At 68.1% G+C, this 24,809-nt stretch carries 23 protein-coding genes; 11 read left to right on the top strand and 12 right to left on the bottom strand.

Going from position 1 to position 24,809, the window contains the following annotated elements:
• Positions 1–2: 2 nt before the first annotated feature.
• Positions 3–818 (bottom strand): dienelactone hydrolase family protein, encoded by an 816-nt coding sequence (locus AC16DP_RS08685; RefSeq protein WP_329734263.1) that lies wholly within the window; start codon positions 816–818, stop codon positions 3–5.
• 72 nt (positions 819–890) lie between these two features.
• Here AC16DP_RS08685 and AC16DP_RS08680 point away from each other — a divergent pair, with 72 nt between their 5' ends.
• From AC16DP_RS08680 to AC16DP_RS08660, 5 genes are all read left to right on the top strand, one after another.
• Entirely contained in the window at positions 891–1,325 is a 435-nt protein-coding gene (locus AC16DP_RS08680) for a DJ-1/PfpI family protein (protein ID WP_329734262.1), read from the top strand.
• Positions 1,326–1,337: 12 nt separating this feature from the next.
• Positions 1,338–1,892 (top strand): GlxA family transcriptional regulator, encoded by a 555-nt coding sequence (locus AC16DP_RS08675; RefSeq protein ID WP_329734261.1) that lies wholly within the window; start codon positions 1,338–1,340, stop codon positions 1,890–1,892.
• Between the two features lie 326 nt (positions 1,893–2,218).
• A complete protein-coding gene (locus AC16DP_RS08670) occupies positions 2,219–2,692 on the top strand; it encodes a hypothetical protein (protein WP_329734260.1) in 474 nt (157 codons plus the stop codon).
• A gap of 4 nt (positions 2,693–2,696) precedes the next feature.
• Positions 2,697–3,299 (top strand): hypothetical protein, encoded by a 603-nt coding sequence (locus AC16DP_RS08665; protein WP_329734259.1) that lies wholly within the window; start codon positions 2,697–2,699, stop codon positions 3,297–3,299.
• A 128-nt stretch (positions 3,300–3,427) separates the two neighbouring features.
• Complete coding sequence (locus AC16DP_RS08660) at positions 3,428–7,885, top strand: DEAD/DEAH box helicase (protein WP_329734258.1); 4,458 nt, start codon at positions 3,428–3,430, stop codon at positions 7,883–7,885.
• 2 nt (positions 7,886–7,887) lie between these two features.
• On the opposite strand, the gene AC16DP_RS08655 is transcribed toward AC16DP_RS08660, so the two are convergent.
• The 11 genes from AC16DP_RS08655 to AC16DP_RS08605 form a co-directional block, all read right to left on the bottom strand.
• Positions 7,888–8,436: a hypothetical protein gene (locus tag AC16DP_RS08655; protein ID WP_329734257.1), complete on the bottom strand. Its 549-nt coding sequence runs from the start codon at positions 8,434–8,436 to the stop codon at positions 7,888–7,890.
• Between the two features lie 25 nt (positions 8,437–8,461).
• On the bottom strand, positions 8,462–8,917 hold the full coding sequence (locus AC16DP_RS08650; RefSeq protein WP_329734256.1) for a hypothetical protein: 456 nt from the start codon (positions 8,915–8,917) through the stop codon (positions 8,462–8,464).
• 202 nt (positions 8,918–9,119) lie between these two features.
• Positions 9,120–10,490: a deoxyguanosinetriphosphate triphosphohydrolase gene (locus AC16DP_RS08645; protein WP_329734255.1), complete on the bottom strand. Its 1,371-nt coding sequence runs from the start codon at positions 10,488–10,490 to the stop codon at positions 9,120–9,122.
• An 82-nt stretch (positions 10,491–10,572) separates the two neighbouring features.
• Positions 10,573–11,442 (bottom strand): hypothetical protein, encoded by an 870-nt coding sequence (locus AC16DP_RS08640; protein WP_329734254.1) that lies wholly within the window; start codon positions 11,440–11,442, stop codon positions 10,573–10,575.
• A 5-nt stretch (positions 11,443–11,447) separates the two neighbouring features.
• Complete coding sequence (locus AC16DP_RS08635) at positions 11,448–12,011, bottom strand: hypothetical protein (RefSeq protein WP_329734253.1); 564 nt, start codon at positions 12,009–12,011, stop codon at positions 11,448–11,450.
• Between the two features lie 105 nt (positions 12,012–12,116).
• Positions 12,117–13,901, bottom strand: coding sequence for an ABC transporter substrate-binding protein (locus AC16DP_RS08630; protein ID WP_329734252.1), 1,785 nt, complete (start codon positions 13,899–13,901; stop codon positions 12,117–12,119).
• Positions 13,902–13,905: 4 nt separating this feature from the next.
• Complete coding sequence (locus tag AC16DP_RS08625) at positions 13,906–14,184, bottom strand: DUF2160 domain-containing protein (protein ID WP_329734251.1); 279 nt, start codon at positions 14,182–14,184, stop codon at positions 13,906–13,908.
• Positions 14,185–14,190: 6 nt separating this feature from the next.
• The gene (locus tag AC16DP_RS08620) at positions 14,191–14,982 is read right to left on the bottom strand and encodes a carbohydrate ABC transporter permease (protein ID WP_329734250.1); all 792 of its coding nucleotides are present in this window, start codon (positions 14,980–14,982) and stop codon (positions 14,191–14,193) included.
• Positions 14,979–15,854: a carbohydrate ABC transporter permease gene (locus tag AC16DP_RS08615; RefSeq protein ID WP_329734249.1), complete on the bottom strand. Its 876-nt coding sequence runs from the start codon at positions 15,852–15,854 to the stop codon at positions 14,979–14,981. Before AC16DP_RS08615 ends, AC16DP_RS08620 begins: the two co-directional genes overlap by 4 nt.
• On the bottom strand, positions 15,851–16,939 hold the full coding sequence (locus tag AC16DP_RS08610) for an ABC transporter ATP-binding protein (protein WP_329734248.1): 1,089 nt from the start codon (positions 16,937–16,939) through the stop codon (positions 15,851–15,853). Before AC16DP_RS08610 ends, AC16DP_RS08615 begins: the two co-directional genes overlap by 4 nt.
• Positions 16,926–18,089 (bottom strand): ABC transporter ATP-binding protein, encoded by a 1,164-nt coding sequence (locus AC16DP_RS08605; RefSeq protein ID WP_329734247.1) that lies wholly within the window; start codon positions 18,087–18,089, stop codon positions 16,926–16,928. The genes AC16DP_RS08610 and AC16DP_RS08605 overlap by 14 nt, the downstream gene beginning before the upstream one ends.
• A gap of 131 nt (positions 18,090–18,220) precedes the next feature.
• Between AC16DP_RS08605 and AC16DP_RS08600 the strand changes: the two genes are divergently transcribed.
• The 6 genes from AC16DP_RS08600 (at position 18,221) to AC16DP_RS08575 (ending at position 24,808) form a co-directional block, all read left to right on the top strand.
• The gene (locus AC16DP_RS08600; RefSeq protein ID WP_329734246.1) at positions 18,221–20,674 is read left to right on the top strand and encodes a S8 family serine peptidase; all 2,454 of its coding nucleotides are present in this window, start codon (positions 18,221–18,223) and stop codon (positions 20,672–20,674) included.
• Between the two features lie 191 nt (positions 20,675–20,865).
• Positions 20,866–21,459: a biliverdin-producing heme oxygenase gene (locus AC16DP_RS08595; RefSeq protein ID WP_329734245.1), complete on the top strand. Its 594-nt coding sequence runs from the start codon at positions 20,866–20,868 to the stop codon at positions 21,457–21,459.
• Positions 21,440–23,674, top strand: a complete 2,235-nt coding sequence (locus AC16DP_RS08590; protein WP_329734244.1) for an ATP-binding protein — start codon at positions 21,440–21,442, stop codon at positions 23,672–23,674. Before AC16DP_RS08595 ends, AC16DP_RS08590 begins: the two co-directional genes overlap by 20 nt.
• Positions 23,674–23,841, top strand: coding sequence for a hypothetical protein (locus tag AC16DP_RS08585; protein WP_329734243.1), 168 nt, complete (start codon positions 23,674–23,676; stop codon positions 23,839–23,841). The genes AC16DP_RS08590 and AC16DP_RS08585 overlap by 1 nt, the downstream gene beginning before the upstream one ends.
• Positions 23,820–24,092, top strand: a complete 273-nt coding sequence (locus tag AC16DP_RS08580; RefSeq protein WP_329734242.1) for a response regulator — start codon at positions 23,820–23,822, stop codon at positions 24,090–24,092. Before AC16DP_RS08585 ends, AC16DP_RS08580 begins: the two co-directional genes overlap by 22 nt.
• The gene (locus AC16DP_RS08575) at positions 24,089–24,808 is read left to right on the top strand and encodes a sensor histidine kinase (RefSeq protein WP_329734241.1); all 720 of its coding nucleotides are present in this window, start codon (positions 24,089–24,091) and stop codon (positions 24,806–24,808) included. Before AC16DP_RS08580 ends, AC16DP_RS08575 begins: the two co-directional genes overlap by 4 nt.
• Position 24,809: the final 1 nt, after the last annotated feature.

The following is a 24,809-nucleotide window of genomic DNA, read 5'->3' as shown; positions in this document are numbered from 1 at the left end:
CTTCAGGCGGCCAGGCGGCGCGCGAAGAACGAGAGGATCTCATCCCGTGCGGCGAGGGTCGGCTCTCCCGCCGCGTCGATGAGGTGCGCCGTCACCACGCTGTGGGGGCCACCGACGACGCGTTTGAAGAAGGGCGGGGGCTCGGGATTCGCCGCCTCATCGGGGAGGACCTTCGCGACGAAGCGGTCCCCGAGCGCGGCGGTGTAGGCCGCGAAGCGTTGCGCCGTGCAGAACCGATCCCCCGCGAACCGGTAGCCCATCACCGTCAGGTCCTCGCGCTCCAGACGCTCCTTCACGCGAGCGAGCTCCTCGGGGGCGATCTGGATTTCCCCTGGATTGTTCAGCGGCAGCGAGGGTTGGCAGAGCACCGGGGCGAGCATCGAGGGCTCGAGCATCATGCTGAGCGCGAAGTTGCCGGTGAAGCACATCCCGATGGCCCCCACGCCCCGGCCGCCGCACTGCTCGTGGGCGAGGCTCGCCAGTGCGCGCAGCCACCGCGTGACGGGACTCGATTCATTCGCCGCGAACGCGCGGAACTCGGCGCTGACGCACGCGCGCTGGAGCACGGCCGCTCCCTCCTCCGCATCCGGGAATGCACCGTCGCGCCCGAAGAGCGACGGCATGTAGACGGTGAAGCCAGAGTCCCGGACCCAGCGGCTGAAGCGGGCGACGTGCGGGCTGATGCCTGGCATCTCCGCCATGACGATCACCGCCGGGCCGGTGCCGGCGACGTAGACCCCCTTGGTGTTGCCGAGCAGTGTGATGGAGCGGCGCTCGAAATCGTCGAGCGGCTCATCCGCCATGGGTTGTTTGAGCATGAGAAGAGGATGGCGCTTTGGGTCCACGCGCCCAAGTGGCAGGACTGACAATCTTCGGTCTAGGCTTGCCAGATGATGATCACTCACCTGGTCTTCGACGGAGTCGCGGATGGTCCGATGGGCGTGGCGCTCGACATCGTGGGAGCCGCGGCGCGGGTGGTGCGGGCGGGGCTCGTGGCGCTCCCCAAGGGCCGCCAGGCGCCGCGCCAGCGTGTGGTGTCGATGGATGGGGAGCCTGTCCGCACGGCGGCGGGACGCACGCTCGCGGTGGATGGCGCTCCGGCTCTACGAGGAATGGGGGCGGGTGATGTCCTGGTGCTACCCGGGCTCGGGATGGCGACGGCGCCCGAGCTCTCCGCCGCGCTCGAGCGCCCGGACATCGTGCGTGGTGTGGAGCTGGTGGCGCGCGCGGCCGCGAAGGGGGTGCTCGTCGCCGCGTCCTGCTCGGCGACGTTCGTTCTCGCGTCCGCGCGTGTGCTCGATGGCCGGCGGGCGACGACCACCTAGTGGCTGGGTCCGGTGTTCACCCAGCGCTTCCCGCGCGTGACGCTGCGCTCGGATCGCATGGTGGTCGAGTCCGGCGGCGTCTTCACCGCGGGCTCCGCGTTCGCGCACGCCGATCTCATGCTGGCGATCCTGGCCTCCACCTCGAGCCCCTCGGTCGCGCACACGGTCGCCCGGTATCTCGTCCTCGACGAGCGCGCGTCGCAGGCGCGCTACATGGTGCTGGAGCATCTCGGCAGCTCGGACCCGGTGATTCGTCAGCTCGAGTCATTCGTGACGGCCAACATCGAACGGCAGAGCACCCTCCACGAGATGGCTCGCGCCACGGCCACGTCCCCCCGCACGCTCGCGCGAAGGGTGGCGAAGGGGCTGGGGATGACGCCCCAACGGTTCGCACAACGACTGCGGGTCGCCCAGGCGGTCCACCTGCTCGAGACGACGCGGCACCCGGTCGACGAGGTGGCGGCTCGTGTCGGTTACGCCGACCCGGCCGCGTTCCGGCGCGTTTTCCGCCGCGAGACGGGGGAGACACCGCGCGCGCGACGCATGCGCTCCGTCCGTGATGGCTGAGCACGCGAGCGCCGGGCCCGCGCGTGGGTCAGCCAAAGCGGCACTGCCTGTCCAACGCGAGGAACGGGTCCGGCATGCACTCCATGAAGGAGAGCATCCGCTCCTCGAAGGCGGCCGTCTCGCTGACGAAGCGCCAAGCACGGACTCTCCCCGCGGGTGGGCGGGGGGCCTCCCCTGGCCTCCTGCTGAATGGATGCGGAGCGAACAGTCCCCGCGCCGGCTGTGCGGTGCTGAACCCGCGTACAGTCTTTGTGCAGGGTGCCGCGTGGGCCCCGATGTAGTCTGCGTCGGGTACTGGCTGTTCCTCCTCGAGCCGAGGTGGTGCCGTGGGCATTTCAACGCGACTCACGTGGCTGTCCGCATTCCCGCGCTGGCTCGTGGTGGTTCTGCCTGCCCTCTCGGGCTGCAGCATCAATCATTACCAGCCGAGCCACTTCCAATTCACCACCATTGTCGAGAAAACTGGAGCGGGGCCAGGTGGCTGGCGGGCCGCGTGTATCCATGCGACCGTCATCAATCAATCGACCCTGGAGCCCTATTTCTGTAACTTCGGTGTTGAAATGCCAATCGAGCACAGAGACGTCGGATTGATCTCCGAGCCGCTTGCTCAGCGGCTTGCCGCCGATTGCGCCAACCAGGCGTTGCGAGAGGTGCTTGCCGCCCCTGCCTCTCCGCTTCCTGGGCTTGTCTGCACGCAATTCAGGAAAATGTTTCACGAGGTCCTGAATCGCGCCGTGCGGGGCGCGAAGGTGACGGTTTTGTGCGAAGAGGAAACAAGTCCCATTCGAGTTGACTTCTAGGCCCATGCCCATTTCGGCGGAAGAATTGCTGGCTGTTGTCCGGCAGTACTGGCGTTCAGACCATGAATTTGACGATAAGCTGGAAAGGAGCCCTGAGCTGAAGAGGTTCCATGCCGTGTGGAAACAGGCACTCAAGAATCTCGATCAGTGGCGCGCGCTCATGGACGAGCTCCGAGTGGAACTGCCGCACCTCAACATCGGGCATCCCACAGCCACCTGTGATCCCTGCTTCAAATGCATGGTGTATACGAACCAGGAACCCGTGTCCTCGGACCCATACGATGACGAGCCGCGATCGCGCCTCTGGACGGTGGTCGGCTGCCTGAGCGTTCTGGCGCCTGTCTATACCGTTTATGGCGTGCAGTACGACTACAAGGGTCGAGACGTGCGCGGTTCCGCCAGGGTCTTTTTCGATCCACTTCCGCCCGAGATGCAGGCCCCTGCGGAGGTGATTGCGAGGAAGATCGAGGCGAGGTACAGGGCCGAGGCCCTTCCCCGCGAGAGCGCCGAAATCCGGGTCCCGTTGATTGTGCATTTCAAGGAGCCGCCCGAGACCACGCTCTTTCACGCGCTCTTCACACCCGAGCCTGAAAACCTGCCTCTCTAACCCCCTTCGAGGAGCCCGCAGCCCGGGCTCTCCATCGCTCCCACTTCCCGACGGCCGCCCACCCCTGGGGCGGGCGTGCGCATTGACGGCCCTCCTAAACCGGTGTTCAGTCTGAGGGAGAGCGCGCCATGGCCCCCCAGATTGCCCTCGATTTCGCCACGTCGTCCCAGAAGCCCGTGCACCCGGCCCTCGAGCCGTTCCACCCGGTGGTCCAGCGGTGGTTCACCGAGCGGCTCGGCGAGCCCTCGCGCCCTCAGGTGGAGGGCTGGCCCCTCATCCAGGCCCAGCAGGACGTGCTGATCGCCGCCCCCACGGGCAGCGGCAAGACGCTCACGGCCTTCCTGGCGGCCCTGGACCGGCTGTTCCGCCTCGCCCTGGAAGGGAGCCTGGAGGACCGGACGCAGGTGCTCTACGTGTCGCCGCTGAAGGCCCTGGGCAACGACGTGCAGAAGAACCTGCTGCAGCCGTTGGAGGAGCTGATGCAGCGGGCGCGGGCGGCGGGCTTCTCGCCGCAGGAGCTGCGGGTGCAGGTGCGCACGGGGGACACCTCGGCGTCCGAGCGTGCGCAGATGGTGCGCCGGCCGCCCCACATCCTCATCACCACCCCAGAGTCCATCTACCTGTACCTGACGGCGGACCGGGCGAGGGCCACGCTGCGCTCGGTGCGCACGGTCATCGTGGATGAGATCCACGCACTGGCGAGGGACAAGCGGGGCAGCCACTTCGCGCTGTCGCTGGAGCGGTTGAAGGCGCTCACGGAGGTGAGGCCGCAGCTCATCGGCCTGTCGGCGACGCAGAAGCCGCTGGAGGCCATCGCCGGCTTCCTGACGGGGGAGCGGGCGGCGGAGTGCCGGCTGGTGCAGGTGGGGCACCAGCGGCCGTGGGATTTGAGGGTGGAGATTCCTGACGCGGAGCTGGGCTCGCTGGCCACGAACGAGATGTGGGGCCAGGTGTATGACCGGCTGGTGCAGCTGGCGGGGGAGCACCGCACGACGCTCGTCTTCGTGAACACGCGGAAGATGGCGGAGCGGGTGGCGCACGACCTGGGCGAGCGGCTGGGTGTGGACAAGGTCGCGGCGCACCACGGCAGCATGTCGAGGGAGATGCGGCTGTCGGCGGAGGAGCGGCTGAAGGAGGGGCAGCTCTCGGTGATGGTGGCCACGGCGTCGCTCGAGCTGGGCATCGACGTGGGCAACGTGGACCTGGTGGTGCAGCTGGGGACGACGCGCTCCATCTCGGTGCTGTTGCAGCGGGTGGGCCGAGCGGGCCACTACAAGGGAGGCATCTCGAAGGGCATCCTCATCGCGATGACGCGCGACGAGCTGATGGAGTGCGTCGGCTTGCTGAACGCGGTGCGCGAGGGGGACCTGGACGCGGTGCGGATTCCGGAGAAGCCGCTGGACGTGCTGGCGCAGCAGGTGGTGGCGGCGTGCGCGTGCGAGGAGTGGGACGAGCGGGCGCTGTACAGCCTGTTCCGCCGGGCGTACCCGTACCGGAGCCTGACGTACGAGGAGTACGAGAAGGTGCTGGAGACGCTCTCGGAGGGCGTGTCGCTGAGGCGGGGGCGGGCGGGGGTGCACCTGCACCGGGACCGGGTGAACCAGCGGCTGAAGGCGCGGCGGGGCGTGCGAATCACGGCGCTCACGAATGGAGGAGCGATTCCGGACACGTTCACCTTCAACGTGGTGGCGGAGCCGGAGGGGAAGGTGGTGGGGACGCTGGACGAGGACTTCGCGGTGGAGTCGACGCCGGGGGACATCTTCCTGCTGGGGACGACGGCGTGGAGGATTCAACGGGTGATGGGGGCGTCGGTGATGGTGGAGAACGCGCACGGGCAGCCGCCGACGGTGCCGTTCTGGCGAGGCGAGGCGCCGGGCCGCACGGACGAGCTGAGCTTCCACGTGGGGCGGCTGCGCGAGGAGCTGACGGCGCGGAAGGACGCGGCGCTGTTCCTGGAGAAGGAGCTGAGGGTGCCGCCGCCAGCGGTGGACGCGCTGCTGGCGTACCTGAGGGCGGGGCAGCAGGTACTGGGCACGGTGCCGAGCCACACCACGATCGTCGCCGAGCGCTTCTTCGACGAGGCGGGAGGGATGCAGCTCATCCTCCACGCGCCGTTCGGGAGCCGGGTGAACCGGGCGTGGGGCCTGGCGTTGCGCAAGCGCTTCTGCCGCACGTTCGACTTCGAGCTGCAGGCGGCGGCGACGGAGGACGGGCTGCTGTTGTCGCTGGGCGAGCAGCACTCGTTCCCATTGGAGGACATCTTCCAGTTCCTGAATCCGGAGAACGTGGAGGAGGTGCTGGTGCAGGCGGTGCTGCAGGTGCCGCTGTTCGGGACGCGGTTCCGGTGGAACGCGACGCGGGCGCTGTCGCTGTCGCGGTTCTCGGGGGGGAAGCGGGTGGCGCCGAACCTCCAGCGGGCGAGGAGCGAGGACCTGCTGGCGGCGGTGTTCCCGGCACAGGTGGGGTGTCAGGACAACCATGGAGGGGCGGACGTCGAGCTGCCGGACCATCCGCTGGTGAAGCAGACGATGGAGGACTGCCTGCGCGAGGCGATGGACATCGACGGCCTGCGCGAGGTGCTGAGGCGGATGAAGGACGGGCGCATCAAGCTGGTGGCGAAGGACGTGCCGGAGCCGAGCCTGTTCGCGCACCAGATGGTGAACAGCCAGCCGTACACGTTCCTGGACGACGCACCGGCGGAGGAGCGGCGGGTGCGCAACGTGGTGCTGCGGCGGACCTTGCCGGCGGAGGACGCGGCGTCGTTCGGAGCGCTGGACGCGGACGCCATCGACCAGGTGGTGCGGGACGCGGCGCCGCCGATGCGGGACGAGGACGAGCTGCACGACGCGCTGCTGCAACTGGTGCTGTTGCCAGAGGCGGAGGTGCCAGGGCGCTTCGTCTCGAGCCTGCTGGCGCAGCGGCGGGTGGCATGGCTGGAAGTGGGAGGGAGGCGGTTCCTGGTGCCGGCGGAGCGACAGGGGGCGATCCGGGCGCTCTTCCCCGAGGTGCCATTGCAGCCGGAGCTGCAGCCGTTGCCGGGGGACAAGCCGGTGGAGCGGGACGCGGCGGTGCAGCAGGTGGTGCGAGGGTGGATGGAGCTGTTGGGGCCGACGACGGCGGGAGAGCTGGCGGAGCAGACGGCGCTGGACGAGTCCGAGGTCTTCCTGTCGTTGCACCAGTTGGAGGCGACGGGAGGAATCCTGCGAGGCCGGTTCCGCCCCTTCATCCCTCACCAGGAACAACAGTCACAGCCCCAATCAAAGCCTCAATCACAGCCCCAATCACATCCTCAACCAAGGACAGATCCCCTCTCCCTCCGGGAGAGGGACGGGGTGAGGGTGTCGGAGATCCCGGGTTCCACCCCGGCCGTGGTGGAGTGGTGCGATCGCCGTCTCCTCCAGCGAATCCACCGGCTGACGGTGGGACGCCTGCGCAAGGAGATCGAGCCACTCAGTGCCCAGGACTTCATGCGCTTCCTCTTCCGGTGGCACCACCTGGAGGAACTGGACGCGCTGCGAGGCTCGACGGGCCTCTCGAAGGCGATCACCCTGCTGCAGGGTTACGAAGCGCCGGCCTCGGCGTGGGAGCGCTACCTGTTGCCCGCGCGGATGAAGGGCTACCTGGGAGACCTGCTGGAGCGGGCCTGCTACTCGGGCGAGGTGGCCTGGGGACGCCTCACCCAGAAGGACGCGAAGCCCGCGCCCGGCCCGCGCCGGGGAGCCCCGGCCACGCCCCCCGAGCCCGAGCCCACCCGCTCGCGAGCGGCGACACCGAACCGCAACGCGAGCCTGACCTTCGTGCGGCGAGAGGACCTGGACTGGATGCTCTCGGCGGCGAGGCCGAACGCGGTGCTGTCGGACGGGGGCGTCTGGGTGCCACCGGACCTGTCGGGGCCGGCGAGGGACGTGGTGGCGGTGCTGGAGCAGCGAGGCGCGTGCTTCTTCAACGACCTGTGCTCGCGCTCGCGCCGGCTGCCCGCGGAGGTGGAGGACGCGCTGTGGGAACTCGTGGCGCGAGGCCTCGTCACAGCGGACGCGGTGCAGAACCTGCGAGTGCTGCAGAGCCCGGCGCAGCGCAAGCGCCAGAAGCTGTTGCAGCGAGGAGGCCCGGGCCGCTGGAGCCTGCTGGTGCCCTCGGAGCCGAAGGCGGAGGAGGAAGTCCGGGAGTCACTGGCCCGGCTGTTCCTCCAGCGTTACGGCATCGTCTGGAGGGACCTGGTGATGCGCGAGTCATTGGCGCCCACGTGGCGCGAGCTGCTGTACGTGTACCGGCGGATGGAGGCGCGAGGAGAAATCCGCGGAGGCCGCTTCGTGGCGGGCTTCGTGGGAGAGCAGTTCGCTTTGCCAGAGGCGGTGGACGTCGCGCGAGCAGTGCGGCGGCAGGCGCCCTCGGGAGTGAGGGTGCAGCTCTCGGCGGTGGATCCACTCAACCTCACGGGAGTGGTGACGCCGGGCCCGCGAGTGCCGGCGACGGTGGGCAACGTCGTCACCTATGTGGACGGAGTGCCGCAGGGCTTCGACGCGCGGGGAGACGACGAGGATGGGGTGGAGGAGTCCAGCCCTGGCGAGACGGCCCAGACCAACTGACCTCATCCGGGCGAACTGTTCGGGTCAGGGAGCAATCCCTCCAGTGCGGCGAGGCGCTTCGTGGTCTGTATTTCATCCTCGAGATAGGTGTTGGGCTCGGGGAAGACTTGCTCCACCAGGGCACAGAGTCGAAGGGCTTTTTCCAGGGATTCTTTCGTCCGCTCGAGATTCCAATATCTGAGTTTGAAGAACCACGCATCCTCGAGTATGGCCAATGCCTTCTGTTCCCCTTCTTCGTAGAGCTTCATCGCTCCCAGTGGATCGTTCTGGAAGGTATCCAGGAAATTACCCAGCTCCAGAATGACGGGAGCGCCACGGTTCGAACCCAGGATGGCCAGTTCGAGGAGGCGCTGGATTTCAGAGAATACCTCCTCCGGGTTTCTGCCGGGTTGGTCGATGACCTGTTGTACCCGGGCCAGGTAGAGAAGGTTGGGGGTGAAGGCAGGACATTCTTCCGCGAGCTCGCGAAGCAGTCTCAGTTGCTCCCGGTTTCCTCGCTCGTGCTCACCGGCTTTTCTGGCTGCCTCGAATCTCTTGACCAGTTCGTCCACGCTGAGATGTGTCATGAGGTTGCCCCTACAGCTTCTCCATCAGCCGTTTTGGATTCTGAAGAATCTTGACCACACTATTGAGCTGCGCCTTGGTCGCCAGGCTGAAGTCTTCCCGCTCCAGCATTTGTTTGACTTCGAAGAGCGTGTAGTCCTTGAGTTGTGAGGGAAAATTGCGCGCACGCTGAAGCGTGGCGGGAAGCTGTCCCACCCGCATATTCAGCAAGGAGATCCTGTCCAACATTCGCGCGGCCATTGGGGCAGCGATGAGTCCCGATGCTTTTGCCTCGGCAATCAGGACTTGCGCCTCTGCGAACTGGCCGTTGTTGATGAGAGCCCAGATCCGAGCGGAGACCGTGTTGCAGCTCTCATCAGCCGTGTCCGTTGCCTGAGGTGTACCCGGCACCTGGCGGACCGCGCTGCTTTCATGACTGCATCCGCTCGCAAGAAGGACGGCTCCCATGAGGAGCAGACAGGTCTTCATGCTTGGACTCCCAGGGTGGAGCTGCTTGCGATGGGGATTGTGTCAAAGAGGGGGGCGGCGCATGCTCTTGGGGACACACCTTTACAGGCGTACCTGATGGGGATTGATGCCCCCCTCGTCCCTTGGGAAAAGGGAAATTGCCGCGAGCAAGTTGTCAGTGCAGTTTCCCAGGAGCGTCCTTCGCGGATCTACCTGAAGGGGATTAGAGTGCGCGCCCTGGAACGGAGATTCCACTAATCCGCCGGAATAGAGAGAGAGCATAGCGGTCAGTCATCCCACTGACGTAGTCTGTCACCCGAAGGAGTCGGTGATACGTGGACGAGAAGCTTTTCTTGCCGGCCCTTTGCTCCATTAGCGCAACCAGCTTTTCATCTCGCTGCGAGGGCTTTTCCTTCATCGCAGCAACGACGAAGGACGAAAGAAGCCCACCCAGCGCTTCGTATCCAGCGAGTTCAATCTCCAGTACGCTCGTGGCCTTGTAGCACTTTGCTTGAGCGAGTTGCTGCAGTTGCTGCAAGTCACTTGCGGAGGGAATAACCTTTGACAGAGAGCGCTCGAACTTCCCCTCGAGTATTTGGGGCTCATTGGCCATGAATGCCTCGACGCATTCCCTTAGGAACTGACCAACTGCCATGGCGCGCAGATATCCAATGGCGCTGCGCTTGTCCTCGGTTCGCTTGTATTCGTCCTCTTTGAACCCCGAGACTTTCCGGACTACTGGGAGGAGGACTGATTCGGCGGCTTCTGCCGCGACGTAGCCGAGCCGCACCCCGTCCTCGATGTCAAGGATGGAGTAACAAATATCGTCTGCAGCCTCGACCAGAAACGCAAGAGGGTGTCGTGTCCAGGCCAAGCCATCGAAGCTGGGCTGTTGCGGTACCAAGCCAACCTCGTCAGCCACCAGCCGAAACAAGGGTGCCTCCGATTGGTTGAAACCGTGCTTCTTCAAGTCCGCTCGCAGTGAGTTCTTGTTCTCGTTGGAGAGCTCCAGCGCTTTGTGTGACTCTCTTGGGTACTTGGTGAATGTAGCAAGCGTCGCTGCAGTCAGTTGCATGCCCCCGTCTCCTTCAAGCTGGAGGCGGGACAACAGTCTGAACCCTTGCGCGTTGCCCTCGAACTTCAAGAGGTCCATGCGCTCGCGGCCGGTGAGATTGGTTAGGAATTGCTGTCCATCACCGTGCTCGAAGAAGGAAGCAATCGCGGACTCACCGCTGTGTCCGAAGGGAGGGTTCCCGATGTCGTGAGCCAAGCATGCGGCAGCAACAACTGCACCCACATCCTGCGGGAACCGCTCAGGCAACTGGTCTCTCTCTCGGATCCGCTTCCCGACCGCGATTCCAAGCGACCGCCCCACCGAGGCCGCTTCCAAGCTGTGGGTCAGTCGCGAGTGGACGACATCGTCCTCGGGCAATGGGAACACCTGCGTCTTGTCGTGCATACGGCGGAATGCCGTAGAGAAGAGGATCCGATCCCAGTCTCGCTCGAATGCGCTGCGCTCGGGCTCCTCGGTCTTCTCCAGGAGTGTGCCGTCATTCCTGAGGCGCTTTGTCGAGAGCAACTTTTGCCAGTCCAAGGATGACCTCGTGTAGAAGGAACTCTGTAGAGCATAGCGCACAACAACTGCCCAGGCACTTACTGATGTAGTGTCATGAAATCTACTTTCTCTCGGCAGAACGGCGTACTGCCAGAGCTATGGGGGAGAGCCAGGCCACTTCTACATCGAAGCGTCGGACCTTCATCTCCGAGAGCAAACGGTATAGACGCTGAGAAATGAGTATCAGCGGTTGGGTACGGAACAGGCCCTGCCGCAGACCGACTCGCTGACGGGTGCACGCCCAATCATTTCCGTCGAGACTCGACCGAGAAACGTAGACCTCGGAGAGCACACGGAGTCCCAGGACGTGTCCCTTGGGGCAGCGAGCCGTATCGGGCTCTGGCGCGAAGAAGCTGTTGCCGACCCGGGTGGGTGCGGCCACTTCCAATGAACACGAGGGAATGACGAGCTGCCGCCATGCCTTGCTCCGCTCGCCCTGCTTTCCCAGTACGGGCCGCAATTCCATCCCCGTGATGCCGTGCGCACGCAGTGCTTCGGCCAGTCGCGAGGAAACCACGAGTTCACCCCCGAGCGTCTGCGCGATGTCCCGCCCCTTGGGGATGCGTTTGAGGTCGAGCCGCAGCTCGGAGACCTGCCGTGCGCCGGATCCACAGGTGGCGCATGCCTGGGACTCGTCATAGCGGGTGCCGCACTCCTCGCCCGTGGGCTCGAAGAAGGGCCGGACCCTCATCCAGAGCAGCTCGGCGGATTGTAGCTCGCGCTGTGAATAGCGGCGGCGCACCTGCCAGAAGGTAACCATCGTCGTTCCCTGGCGGTGCTCTTCCTGCTCGTGCTTGCGAATGGCCTCGACCAGTGGGTCATCCACGTCCAGTTCGAGCCGGCGGGTGATGTCCCAATCCTCGCCAACACCTGGCGGAAGGAAGTGCTGGGCTTTGTCCGAGGAGATCCGGATTTCGATGGTTTCACGCATGGCGTCTAGAAATGCACCCCGGGGAGCGGATATTTTGCGTAGACCTTTCGCATGATCTCTTGCTGTTGAGCGGGGCTGGGGATTTCCTGCCCATAGGGATGCTCGCGCCGGAAGGCATTGGTAATGAGTTGATGATAGGCGGGGTCCACATCAACCGTCGGCCCATCGTCAACACCACCGAGATACTTGGGATGCAGGTGGTGTTTCTGCTTCGGCTTCCCGAATAAATGGGGGAAGGCAGTTCGGGCCTCCGCCTGACCCTTGTCGAAGTTCTCGCGCGCGACCTTCGGGTCCAGGATCTTCGTGAGTGGTGATGGGCCAGCGGGCTTGGGCTGCTGGGTTGCCTTGGGCTGAGAGGCTTGCGGCTTGGGCTGCTCAGCGGGAGGAGGCTTGACCGGTAGAGAAGGGGTGTTGCGGATACGTGGCGTGCGGAAGAACTTGGGACCGAGCGCTACGATTTCAGAACCATGTTCATCGCTGGCATCGAGCCCCAGGCGCATGGGGCCGGATACGGCCGCACAGCCCTCGAGGATGGTCAGCCATAGCGAGAGCAGCACAATCATGCGCATCGGGATTGTTCTCAAGACGCGTGGTGACTACACATGCGCCGGATGGCTCGACGAGACGGCGGCTGGGTCTTCCAGGGCCGCCGCCTCGCCGTTGCGGACAACGCGCTACTTCGCGCGCCCTTCCTTCCACGCCTGCAACAGCTGCTCATAGGGCACGGTCTCGCCCTTGGGCTTCTCGTTGGCGAGCTTCGCGTGCGGCGCTCCCGGCGCGTCCAGCCAGAAGCTCGCCTCCTTCACCGGGTTGAGCTTGGGCGGGCAGTTCTGCATGCCCGCGCGCTCCAGCCGGCCCAGTACGTCGTCCATCTGCTCGGCCAGCGCGTCCATGGCCTGCTGCGGCGTCTTCTCGCCCTCGACGGCCAGGCTGATGTTCTGCCACCACAGCTGCGCCAGCTTCGGGTAGTCCGGCACGTTGGTGCCCGTGGGCGTCCACGCCACGCGCGCCGGGCTCCGGTAGAACTCCACCAGGCCGCCGTACCGGTCCGCCACCTTCGTCACGTGCTCGGAGCGCACGTCCGAGTCACGCACCGGCGTCAGCCCCACCAGGAACTTCTTCAGCGACGTCGTCTTCGCCACCGTGAACTGCGCGTACAGCCACGCCGCCTTCCGCTTCTCCAGCGGGGTGCTCTTGAGCATCGTCCACGAGCCCGTGTCCTGGTAGCCGAGCTTCATGCCGTCCTGCCAGTACGGGCCGTGCGGCGAGGGCGCCATGCGCCACTTCGGCGTTCCGTCCGCGTTCACCACCGGCAGCCCCGGCTTCGTCAACGGCGCCGTGAAGGCCGTGTACCAGAAGATCTGCTGCGCCACGTTGCCCTGGCCGGGGACCGGTCCCGCCTCGGAGAACGTCATGCCGGCCGCCTGGGGCGGTGCGTACTTCTTCAGCCACTCGATGTACTTCGTCAGCGCGTACACCGCGGCCGGGCCGTTCGTCTCGCCACCGCGCGCCACCGAGGCGCCCGCCGGGTTGCAGCCCTCGACGCGGATGCCCCACTCGTCCACCGGCTTGCCGTTGGGCAGGCCCTTGTCTCCCACGCCCGCCATGGACAGCCACGCGTCCGTGAAGCGCCAGCCCAGCGACGGGTCCTTCTTCCCGTAGTCCATGTGGCCGTACACCCGGACGCCGTCGAGCTCCTTCACGTCGTGGGTGAAGAACTCGGCGATGTCCTCGTAGGCGGACCAGTTCACCGGCACGCCCAGCTCGTAGCCGTACTTCTTCTTGAAGCGCTCGCGCAGGTCCGGCCGGCTGAACCAGTCCTGGCGGAACCAGTACAGGTTGGCGAACTGCTGGTCCGGCAGCTGGTACAGCTTCCCGTCCGGGCCGGTGACGAAGCTCTTCCCCATGAAGTCGTCGATGTCGAGCGTGGGCAGCGTCACGTCCTTGCCCTCGCCCGCCATGAAGTCCGACAGCGGGATCACATGCCCGTAGCGCACGTGCGTGCCAATCAGATCGCTGTCATTCACATACATGTCATAGATGTTGCGGCCCGACTGCATCTGGGTCTGCAGCTTCTCGATGACATCGCCTTCCTGGATGAGGTCATGCTTGACCTTGATGCCCGTCATCTCCTCGAAGGCCTTGGCCATCGTCTTGGCCTCGTAGACGTGGGTGTCGATCGTCTCCGAGACCACGTTGATGGTCTGCCCGCGGTAGGGGGCGGCGGCCTCGCGGAACCACTTCAGCTCCGCGAGCTGCTGCTCCCGGGTGAGGGTGCTCGGCTGGAACTCCTGGTCCACCCACTTCTCGGCGGCCTTCTCCAGCGCGGCCAGGTCCGCCTGCTGCTGCTGGGCGGTGGCGGCGGGCTTCGCACCTTCCTCTGGCTTCGACTCCTTCTTGCACCCGGCGATGGGGACTGCCACGGCCAGTGCCAGCACACACTTCAACGTGTTCTTCAACGGGTTACCCCCAGCGAGCAATGAAGAGCATGAACAGCAACGACAGACCCAAGGCGAACCAGACGGAGGCATCCGTCAGCCCCACCCATGCGAGGTGGATGAAGGCGCTGCCCATGAGCCCCACGAAGAGGCGGTCTCCGCGGGTGGTGGCCATGGGCAGCAGGCCGCGGCGGGGCAGGGAAGGGGAGCGGATTCCCCAGACGGTATAGGCGGCGAGCAGCAGCACGATGACCACGAAGAAGCCGGCCGTGGGCGCGGTCCAGGCCATCCATTCCAGGTCCATGGGGGCTCACACCCTTCCCAGGGCGAAGCCCTTGGCGATGTAGTTGCGCACGAAGTAGATGACGACCGCGCCGGGCACGAGCGTCAGCACTCCGGCGGCGGCGAGCAGGCCCCAGTCCATGCCGGCGGCGCTCACGGTGCGCGTCATGGTGGCGACGATGGGCTTGGCCTCCACGGACGTCAGCGTGCGCGCCAGCAGCAATTCCACCCAGCTGAACATGAAGCAGAAGAACGCCGTCACGCCCACGCCCGAGCGGATGAGCGGCAGGAAGATGCGCAGGAAGAAGCGGGGGAAGCTGTACCCGTCGATGTATGCCGTCTCGTCGATCTCCCGCGGCACGCCGGACATGAAGCCCTCGAGAATCCACACGGCCAGGGGCACGGTGAAGAGCATGTGCGCCAGGGCCACGGCCCACGGCGTGTCGAACAGGCCGATGCTCGAGTAGAGCTGGAAGAAGGGGAGGAGGAACACGGCCGGGGGCGACATGCGGTTGCTCAGCAGCCAGAAGAAGAGGTGCGAGTCGCCGAGGAAGCGGTAGCGCGAGAAGGCATAGGCCGCGGGCAGCGCCAGCAGCACGGAGAGCACGGTGTTGATGCCCACGTACGTGAGCGAGTTGAGGTAGCCGTTGCTCCAGTCCGGGTCCGTGAAGATGGTGACGTAGTTGGCGAACGTGGGATTCCGGGGCCAGAGCGTGAAGCCGCCCAATATCTCCTCGTTCGTCTTCAGCGACATGCCCACCAGCCAGTAGATGGGGATGAAGCTGAGCAGCAGGTAGAGGGGCACGGCGAGCCGTCTCATCGCGCCTCCTTCGAGCCAGCCGTCGCCGTCATGGCCGTGTAGAAGATGTAGCTGAGCAGCAGGATGACGAGGAAGTACACGAGCGAGAAGGCCGCCGCCGGGCCGAGGTCGAACTGGCCCACCGCGAGCCGCGTGAGGTACTGGCTCAGGAAGGTGGTGGCGTTGCCGGGTCCGCCGCCGGTGAGGACGAAGGGCTCGGTGTAGATCATGAAGCTGTCCATGAAGCGCAGCAGCACGGCGATGGTCAGCACGCCGCGCAGCCGGGGCAGTTGGATGAAGCGGAACGTGGCCCAGGCCGAGGCGCCGTCGATACGGGCCGCCTGGTAATAGGCCTCGGGGATGGCGCGCAGGCCCGCGTAGCAGAGCAGGGCCACCAGCGGCGTCCAATGCCAGACGTCCATGAGCAGCACCGTGAGCCAGGCATCCAGCGCGTTGGCCGTGTAGTTGTATGGGAAGCCGAGCGCGTTGATGAGCACGCCGAAGAGGCCGATGTCCCCGCGGGCGAAGATCTGCCAGATGGTGCCCACCACGTTGAAGGGGATGAGCAGGGGCAGGCCCAGCAGCACCAGGCACACGGACGCGGCGCGGCCCTCCTTGGGCAGCACCAGCGCGAGCGCCACGCCTAGCGGAATCTCCAGGGCCAGCACCGCCAGCGAGAAGCCGAGCTGCCGCCGCAGCGCTCCGTGCAGCTCGGGGTCCCTCAACACCTTGCGGAACCACTCGGTGCCCACGAAGACCCGCTGCTCCGGGCCGAGGATGTCCTGCACCGAGTAGTTCACCACCGTCATCAACGGGATGATGGCGCTGAAGGCGACGGCCACCAGCACCGGCAGCACCAGCAGCCAGGCACGCTGATTCGTGGGCTTGTTCATGGAATGGCTCGGCCTCCGGCGTACAGCGTCGTCCAGCGCGGCGGCAGCTCCAGCCAGCAGGCCTCGCCCGGCGCGAGCCGCTCCTCCTCGGGCAGCCGCACCTTCAGCGCCTGCGTCCCCAGCCGCGCGGTGGCCAGCTTGTGCCGCCCCAGGTCCTCCACCTGCGTCACCTCGACGCGCACCGAGGACGGCGTGCCCTCGGGGACGCGCCGGAGGAACTCGGGACGGATGCCGAGCCGCAGCTCGCCCCCGTTCTCCCGCGCCCGCGCGCACACGCCCGCGTCCAGCGGCAGCCGCTGCCCCTCCACCACCACCGCGCCGTCCTCCACCGTGCACGGCAGCAGGTTCATCCCCGGGCTGCCGATGAAGTAGCCCACGAAGGTGTCCGCCGGGCGCTCGAAGAGCTCCTGCGGCGTGCCCACCTGCACCACGCGCCCCTGGTTCATCACCACCACCCGGTCCGCGAGCGTCAGCGCCTCCACCTGGTCGTGCGTCACGTACACCAGCGTCATCTTCAGCTGCTCGTGCACCTGCTTCAGCTTGCGGCGCAGCAGCCACTTCACGTGCGGGTCGATGACCGTCAGGGGCTCGTCCAGGAGGATGGCCGCCACGTCCCGGCGCACCAGCCCCCGGCCCAACGAAATCCGCTGGCGCATGTCCGCCGACAGCCCGCTGGCCCGCATGCGCAGGTCCGGGGTGAGCTCCAGCAACTCCGCGACTTCCTCCACCCGGGCCCGTGTCTCGGCGGCCCCCATGCCCCGGTTGCGCAGCGGGAAGGCCAGGTTCTCCGAGACGCTCATCGTGTCGTAGATGACGGGGAACTGGAACACCTGGGCGATGTTGCGCCGCTGCGGCGGGGCCGCGGTGACGTCCACGCCGTCGAAGAGCACCTGTCCCCGGGTGGGCTTCAGCAGGCCGGAGATGATGTTGAGCAGCGTCGTCTTCCCGCACCCGGACGGCCCCAGCAGCGCGTAGGCGCCACCGTCCTCCCAGACGAGCTCCAGGGGGCGCAGCGCGTAGTCCTGCTCGGACGCGGGCGCGGGCACGTAGGCGTGGGCGATGCCGCGAAGCTCAATCCTGGCCATGGGCGGGCGCCTCGGAGGAGAAGGGGGGCGCGGCCATCAACCGGCCCTCGGGGCTGAACACGAACATCCGGGAGGGCGGGACGAACAGCTCCAGCGGCGCGCCGTACGGGTGCCGGTGCACGCCCTCCACCTGCGCGGTGAGCGCCAGCCCCGCGTGCGCCGCGTGCACGAGCGTCTCGGAGCCGCTCACCTCCTCCACCTCCACGTGCGCGGGGATGCGCACGTCTCCGGGGCCTCCGGGCGACAGCCGCACGTGGTGGGCGCGCACCCCCAGCCGGTAGCGCCCCGGCGCGAGCCCTCGCAGGTGCCCGGACAGCGGGAAGGCCACCTCGGGCGACAGGCGCGCTCCCTCCTCGGAGAGCTCGGCGTCCCACAGGTTCATCTGCGGGTCGCTGAAAATCCGGCCCACGCGTTCGGTGGCGGGGGCCTGGTACACCTCCAGCGTCGGGCCCGTCTGCAAGAGGCGGCCCTCGTGGAGCACCGACGTCTTCCCGCCGAGCAGCAGCGCCTCGGTGGGCTCGGTGGTGGCGTACACCACCACGGCGGGGCGGTTGCGGAAGAGCTGGCGGATTTCCGTGCGCAGCTCCTCGCGCAGCTTGTAGTCGAGGTTGGCCAGGGGCTCGTCCAGCAGCAGCAGCGAGGCGTCCTTGGCCAGCGCGCGCGCCATGGCCGTGCGCTGCTGTTGTCCGCCGCTCAGCTCCGCGGGCAGCCGCTGGAGGTAGGGCTCCAGGCGGAGCGCGGCGGCCGTCTCGCGCACGCGCTTGTCCAACTCCGGCCCGCGCAGCTTCCCCGCCAGCCGCAGCGGCGAGGCGATGTTCTCGTAGACGGTGAGGGAAGGGTAGTTGACGAATTGCTGGTACACCATGGCCACGTTGCGGTGGCGCACGTCCACGCGCGTCACGTCGGCCCCATCCGCCCGCAGCGTCCCCGTGGTGGGCTTGTCCAGCCCGGCCATCAGCCGCAGCAGCGACGTCTTCCCCGCCAGCGTGCGGCCCAGCAGGATGTGGAAGGCGCCAGGCTCGAGCTTCAGGTGGATGTCCGCGAGGTGGGTCTCCCCCTCCACCACGCGGGTGACGTTCTCCAGCTCGATGCCATGGCTCACCCGGTGTGTCCCCTCGATGCGCTGCGCCGTGAGTGACCGCGGGCGCATCGTAGGGAGAAGGCTCTCACCGGGTCCAGCGCCAGGAGCGCGGGCTTCACCGGTGCGTCTGGGGCTGGACGCGTCGCATCATGGCACCCTAGCGTCCGGTGTGGACCCACTTCCGGGTCAGGGGGCCGTTCATGCGCCGTCGTCTCGCCATCCTGGGGCTGTTGAGTCTCACTGCTTGTCCCATCCTCGAAGAAGATCCACCCACGCCCGAGCTCGCCGGTACGGTGCAGGGCGTGCTGACTCCGTTCCAGGGGCAGTCGGCCAGCGTGCGCACCACCCCCTCTCCGCTGGAGACCGGGGACCGGAGCCTCTCGCGGGCCGTTGTCGGTGCCCTCGCCTCCAAGGGGGTGCTGCGTACGGGCATTCCCGAAAGACCGCTCCCGGCGCGGGAGTCCCTCATCCTGGGAGAAGTCATCGTCCGCTTCGACGAGGCGAACCTGCCCGTGGAGACGGCCCTCGCGCGGGCGCGGGCGCCCGGCTACCGCGCCGTGCACCGGGGCCGGGTCAGCGAGCACCTGCACGTCATCCGCTACGAGCCCACGGGGGTGAAGGCTCAGTCGCAGCCGGGCGCCGGGGACGCGCGGTCCGTGGGCGCCCTGACGAGCGCGGAGCACACCGCGCTCGTCCAGCGGCTGTCGGCGGTGCCCGGGGTGCGTTACGCGGAGAGCAACCTGCGCGTGAAGGCCTTCTCCCTTCCGAATGATCCGCTCTACTCCCGTCAGTGGCACTACCCGGGCATGAACCTGCCGGCAGCCTGGGACATCACCACCGGCCTGGACTCCATGGTGGTGGCGGTGGTGGACACCGGCATCGTCCGGCACCCGGACCTGGACTCCCGCGTCATCGCGGGCATGGATCTCATCTCGGACCCCGCCAACGCGGGGGATGGCAACGGCGTCGACAATGATCCGACGGACATGGGCAAGGACTCGCCCAACGGCGGCTCCTCGTACCACGGCACGCACGTGGCCGGCACCATCGGCGCGGTGTCCAACAACGGGCTGGGCGTGGCCGGTGTCACCTGGAAGGGGAAGGTGCAGCCGGTGCGCGTGCTGGGCGCCTCGGGCGGCTCGCTGGCGGACATCGCCGCGGGGATGAACTGGGCCTCGGGCGGCTCGGTGCCCGGCGTGCCCGTCAACCCCACGCCCGCGCGCGTCGTCAACCTGAGCCTGGGGGGAGCGGGGAGCGTGCCCCAGTCCGTCCAGGAGATCGTCAACGCGGGCGTGGCCCGGGGCTCCGTCTTCGTCATCGCCGCAGGCAACGAGAACCAGAACGCCACAAACACCTTCCCGTGCAACATGCAGAACGTCATCTGCGTGGGCTCGGTGCGCTTCAACGGCAAGCGCAGCAGCTTCTCCAACTATGGCCCTCCGGTGGATGTGATGGCCGCGGGCGGGCAGACCAGTGAGGACCGCAACGGCGACAGCTACCCGGACGGCGTGCTCTCCACCCTGATGGACGCCCGCAACCAGCCCTCCTACGAGTGGTACAACGGGACGAGCATGGCGGCCCCGCACGTGGCGGGCATCGTGGCGCTGATGCTGGCGGTGAATCCCTCGCTCACCGCCGCCCAGGTGGAGGCCATCCTCAAGGAGACGGCCGACACCTCCAGCCAGTGCGCCGAGGGTTGTGGCGCCGGCCTCGTCAACGCCCAGGCCGCCGTGCTGCGGGCCAAGGGCTCCTCCGGCACCGAGGTGGCGCCGAAGCTCGGGGTGGGCTCCACCCAGCTCTCCTTCTCCGGCGGGGGCTCCCAGCAGCTCTCGGTGCGCAACCTGGGCGGGGGCACGCTCCAGGCCAGCGCGAGTGTCACCGGCGCGCAGGCCTCCTCGGTATCCCTCTCCAGCCGGACGTTGTCGATTCCCGCCTACGGCTCGGTGCCCCTCACGGTGAGCGTCAACCCGGGCACGCTGCCCGATGGCAGCTACGTGGCCCAGCTCTCCCTGCGAGCCACCACCGGAACGGGCTCCGCCGACGTGCTGGTGAAGTTCCGGGTGGGGGCCTCGCAGGACAAGGACGCCGTCATCGCCTTCGCCTACAAGACGCTGCTCGGGGAGTGGCAGGTGGACGACGAGGGGGTGGCCCTGGTGCCGGCGGCGAGCGGCTATGCCTATTCCCTCTCCCTGCCTCCGCGGACCTACTACGCGCTGGCCACCATCGACGATGACGGGGACAACGAGTTCTTCGAGGAGGGAGAGCGCGTGGGCTTCTGGCGTGACGCCACCGAGTTCGAGGCCATCGACGTGAAGCAGGACCAGGTGAGCAAGGACGTCAGCTTCACCCTGGTGCCCTACAGGTCCGTGGAGGAGTCGCCCGAGCCGGTGGTGGGACAGTCCTGCACCAGCGATGCGCAGTGTGGCACCGGGGGCCTGTGCGTGACGGCCTCGCAGGGCTACCCGGGAGGGTACTGCACGCGGGAGTGTCTCACCGCCGCCTGCCCGGTGGGCTCCAAGTGCTACGCCAACACCGAGGGCACGGAGGCCTACTGCTTCGCGACCTGCACGGGCGTGGGAGGCCAGGGCACCTGCCGGACAGGCTACGTCTGCTACGACGATGGGGCCGGTGGCGGAGCATGTGACACCCCTTGAGGGTTGGGAGGGATCCGCTGTTCGCGACAGGACGGGCCGGGCGGCGAGGGGGTGACTGCCTCTCCGCCGGCTCTCCGGGCTGGCCTGGGGTTGACACTCGGCCGCAATCCTCGTTTCCCGGTGCGCGGCCAATGGACATGCTCGGAAAAGCCTTGTTCTCACCAGAGCCCCGTACACCAGAGCCCCGTTCCTTGTTGCAGACGTTGAAGGCCGAGACCCGCCCGCACCACGAGCGCGCCGAGCGCGTGGTGCGCCTGCTGTCTCCGGACCTCACCCCCTCCGGCTACCGGCGCCACCTGGAGGCCCTCCATGGCCTCTACGCCCCGGTGGAAGCCTCCCTCGCCGCGTGCCTGGAGGGCCGCATCCCCGGGCTGCGCCTCGCCGAGCGGTGGAAGGTGCCCCTGCTGGAGGAGGACCTCCGGGCCCTCGGCCATGACGATGCCTCGCTGGCCTGTCTGCCCCGTCACCCGGGCCTGCCCTGCCTGTCCGGGGTGCCCGAGGCGCTCGGGGCCCTGTACGTCCTGGAGGGCGCGACGCTCGGGGGGCAGCTCATCCTGCGCCACCTCACCCGGCACTTCGCGGGTGCTGCCGTGGGCGGGTTCGCCTTCTTCCGGGCCTATGGCGAGGCCGTGGGGCCCATGTGGAAGGCCTTCGGCGAGGCCCTGACGCGCGCCTGCCCGGAGCCGGCACTGGCACCCCGGGTGGTGCGGGGTGCCCAGGACACCTTCGAGGCCTTCGAGGCCTGGCTTCGGGAGGCCCATGTCGATGCGCCCTCCCGTCTCTGAAGTGGAGCTCTCGCAGTGCGAGCGCGAGCCCATCCACCTGCTGGGCGGCATCCAGCCCCACGGGGTGTTGCTGGCCTTCTCGGAGCCGGACTTCACCCTGCGGCTGGTGAGCGCCAACACCGAGGCCCTGCTGGGACGCCCGCCGGAGGCACTCCTGGGCCGGCCGTTGTCGGACGTCCTCCACGCCTCCTCGCTCGTCCTGCTCACCCGGGCCCTGTCCCAGCCGGCCTCCGGCCAGCTGCGCCTCGAGGCCGCGGGCCGCTTCTTCACCGGCGTTCCGCACCGCAGTGACGGGCTGGTGGTGCTGGACCTGGAGCCTGGCACGCCGGGCGCCCACGAGGAGGAGGCGCTGGGGATGGTGGACCTGCTCCTCACGCCGCTGGCCCGCGCCCGGGGCCCCCAGGGGCTGCTCCAGGCGGCGGCGGAGGCGGTGCGCGCGCTCACCCGCTTCGACCGGGTGATGGTGTACCGCTTCGACGCGGACTGGCATGGCGAGGTGCTGGCGGAGAGCCGCGACGAGGCCATGGACAGCTTCCTGGGCCTGCACTTCCCCGCGAGCGACATCCCCGCCCAGGCCCGCGCCCTCTACACGCGCCACACGCTGCGCCTCATCGCCGACGCGCGCGCCGCGCCCGTGCCGCTGCGGCCCCCCGTGCTGCCCTCCGAGGGACGTCCGCTGGACTTGTCCGGCTCGGCCCTGCGCAGCGTGTCCCCGGTGCACCTGGAGTACCTCGCCAACATGGGGGTGGGGGCCTCCATGTCCATCTCCCTGGTGCGCGACGGCCGCCTCTGGGGCCTCATCGCGTGCCACCACCGCACGCCCCTGGTGGTACCGGCCGCCACGCGCCGCGCCTGTGATGTGCTGGCCCGGCTGGTGTCGCTGCAGCTCGCCGCCGAGGAGCGCGCCAGCGTGTCCGCCGAGCTCGCCCGCCGCGCCCACTTGCAGACCCTGCTGGTGGAGCGGCTCTCCGAGCAGGCGGGGACGCTGCCCGCGGCCCTCTCCCAGCAGACGGAGCTCCTGCTCGGCCTCACCGGCGCGGGCGGAGTGGCCCTGCTGCTCGGCGAGGCCCTCATGCTCGTGGGCACCACGCCCTCCGCGGAGGACGTGCGGGAGCTGGCCACCTGGCTCGCCGGACAGCACTTCGACGGCACCTTCCACACGGAGCGCCTCGCGAAGGCGCACCCGCCGGCCGCCGAGTACGCGGACGTGGCCAGCGGGCTGCTCGCGGTGCGCCTGGACGCGGCCTCTCCGCGCTTCATCCTCTGGTTCCGCCCGGAGGTGGCGCGCACCGTCACCTGGGCCGGCAATCCCCAGAAGCCGGTGGTGCCCGGGCCCGGCGCCAGCCGCCTCCACCCGCGTGCCTCCTTCGGCGCTTGGCAGGAGACGGTGCGCGGGGCCAGCGGCCCCTGGACGCCCGAGGACGTGGCCTCCGCCGTCAGCTTCCGCTCGGCCCTGGTGGGCGTGCTGCTGCGCCATGCCGCCGCCCTCGCCCGCTCCAACGCGGAGCTGGACGCCTTCGGCGGCACGGTGGCGCACGACCTCCAGGAGCCGCTGCGCGGCATCCAGCAGTACGTGGGCTTCCTCCTCGAGGACCATGGCGAGCAGCTCGGCGAGGACGGGCGCCGGCAGCTCGAGGAGGTGCGGTGGCTGGCGGGCCGCACCCAGGGGCAGATGGATGCCCTCTTCGAATACAGCCGCGTGGGGCGGGTGGAGCTGGCCTGGGGCGAGGTGGACATGCAGGAGCTGGTGGACGAGGTGCTGCTCACCGTGTCCGCCCGGCTCCAGGAGAACCGTCTGGAGGTGCGGATGCCCCGGCGTCTGCCCCGGGTGCGGTGTGACGGGGTCCGCATCCAGCAGGTCTGGGCCAACCTCCTCACCAATGCCGCCAAGTACCACCGGAAGGACGGGCCGCGGTGGGTGGAGCTGGGCTTCCACGGCCCGGGCGAGCCCCTGTCCCATCCGGCACGGCGGCGGCCGGATGAGTACGTCTTCCATGTCCGGGACAACGGCATCGGCATCGCGGAGCGGTTCCACGAGGACATCTTCGAGATGTTCCGCCGGCTGCACCCCGCCCACGCCTACGGGGGCGGAAGTGGGGCGGGTCTCGCCATCGCCCGGAGGCTCGTCCGGCTGCACGGGGGCGAGCTGTGGGTGGAGTCCTCTCCCGGCCAGGGCTCCACCTTCTCCTTCACGCTGGGAGAGAGGCCCCGCTGATGCAACGGCCCCTGCTGCTCGTGGAGGACAGTGATCCGGACTCGGAGGCGCTGTTGCGCGTGGCCCGCAAGCTGCCGCTGTCCGCGCCCGTGGTGCGCTCGACTACCTCTTCCAGCGGGGGGCGTACGCGGAGGCTCCCCAGCCGGTGCTGGTGCTGCTGGACCTGAACCTGCCGGGCATCGGGGGCCAGGAGGTGCTCGCCCAGCTCAGGGCGGACCCGGTGCTGCGCTCCCTTCCCGTCATCATCTTCTCCAACTCCACCGAGGCGCGGGACGTGCGCTCGGCCTACGGCGGGGGTGCCAACAGCTACCTCTTCAAGCCGAGCGGCGCCGTCGAGTTGCAGGAGGCCGCGCGCGCGCTGGAGTGCTTCTGGTTCAGCGCCGCGCTGCTTCCCGGACTGGAGGAGCCCACGGGATGAGCCTGCGTGTGCTGCTCATCGACGACAGCCTCGCGGATCAGCGGGCGCTGCGCAGGGCGCTCGAGAAGGACACGGAGACGCGGTGGGAGGTGGAGCAGGCCAGCTCCGCCGAGGAGGCCCTGGAGCGCTTGCGCCACCCTCCAGCGCCCGACGCGCTGGTGCTGGACTTCCACCTCCTGGAGGTGACGCGGGGAGGGGAGCGGCCGCTCGAGCGCGAGGAGGTGGACCTGTTCGCGCTGGTGCGGGTGAAGGTGCGCGAGCTGGGGCCCCTGGTGGCCACGCACCCGGTGCACCTGCACGTGGAGGGCACGGACTTCCAGGGCAAGTGGGACGAGGCGAGCCTGGAGCGGGTGTTGGACAACCTGCTGGGCAACGCGGTGAAGTACAGCCCGCGCGGAGGCTCCATCGACGTGTGGCTGGCCGAGGAGTCTTCGGGGCCGGAGGGCTGGGTGCGGCTGAAGGTGCAGGACCAGGGGATGGGGATACCGGCGGCGGACCTGCCGCACATCTTCGAGCGCTTCCGCCGGGGCCGGAACGTGGCCCCGGTGATTTCTGGCAGTGGCGTGGGACTGGCGAGCGCGCACCGGCTGGTGGAGCTGCACGGCGGAACGCTCACGGTGGAGAGCGAGGAGGGCAGGGGCTCCTGCTTCACCGTGCGCCTGCCCCGAGCGCTGAGCGTGCGCGAGTCCCAGGTGGAGCAGGAGCAGTCGGCCTGAG

Source organism: Archangium sp. (genome assembly GCF_057119385.1).
The sequence above is the reverse complement of the archived record's forward strand: the minus strand, read 5'-3'. Positions and strand labels throughout refer to the sequence as shown.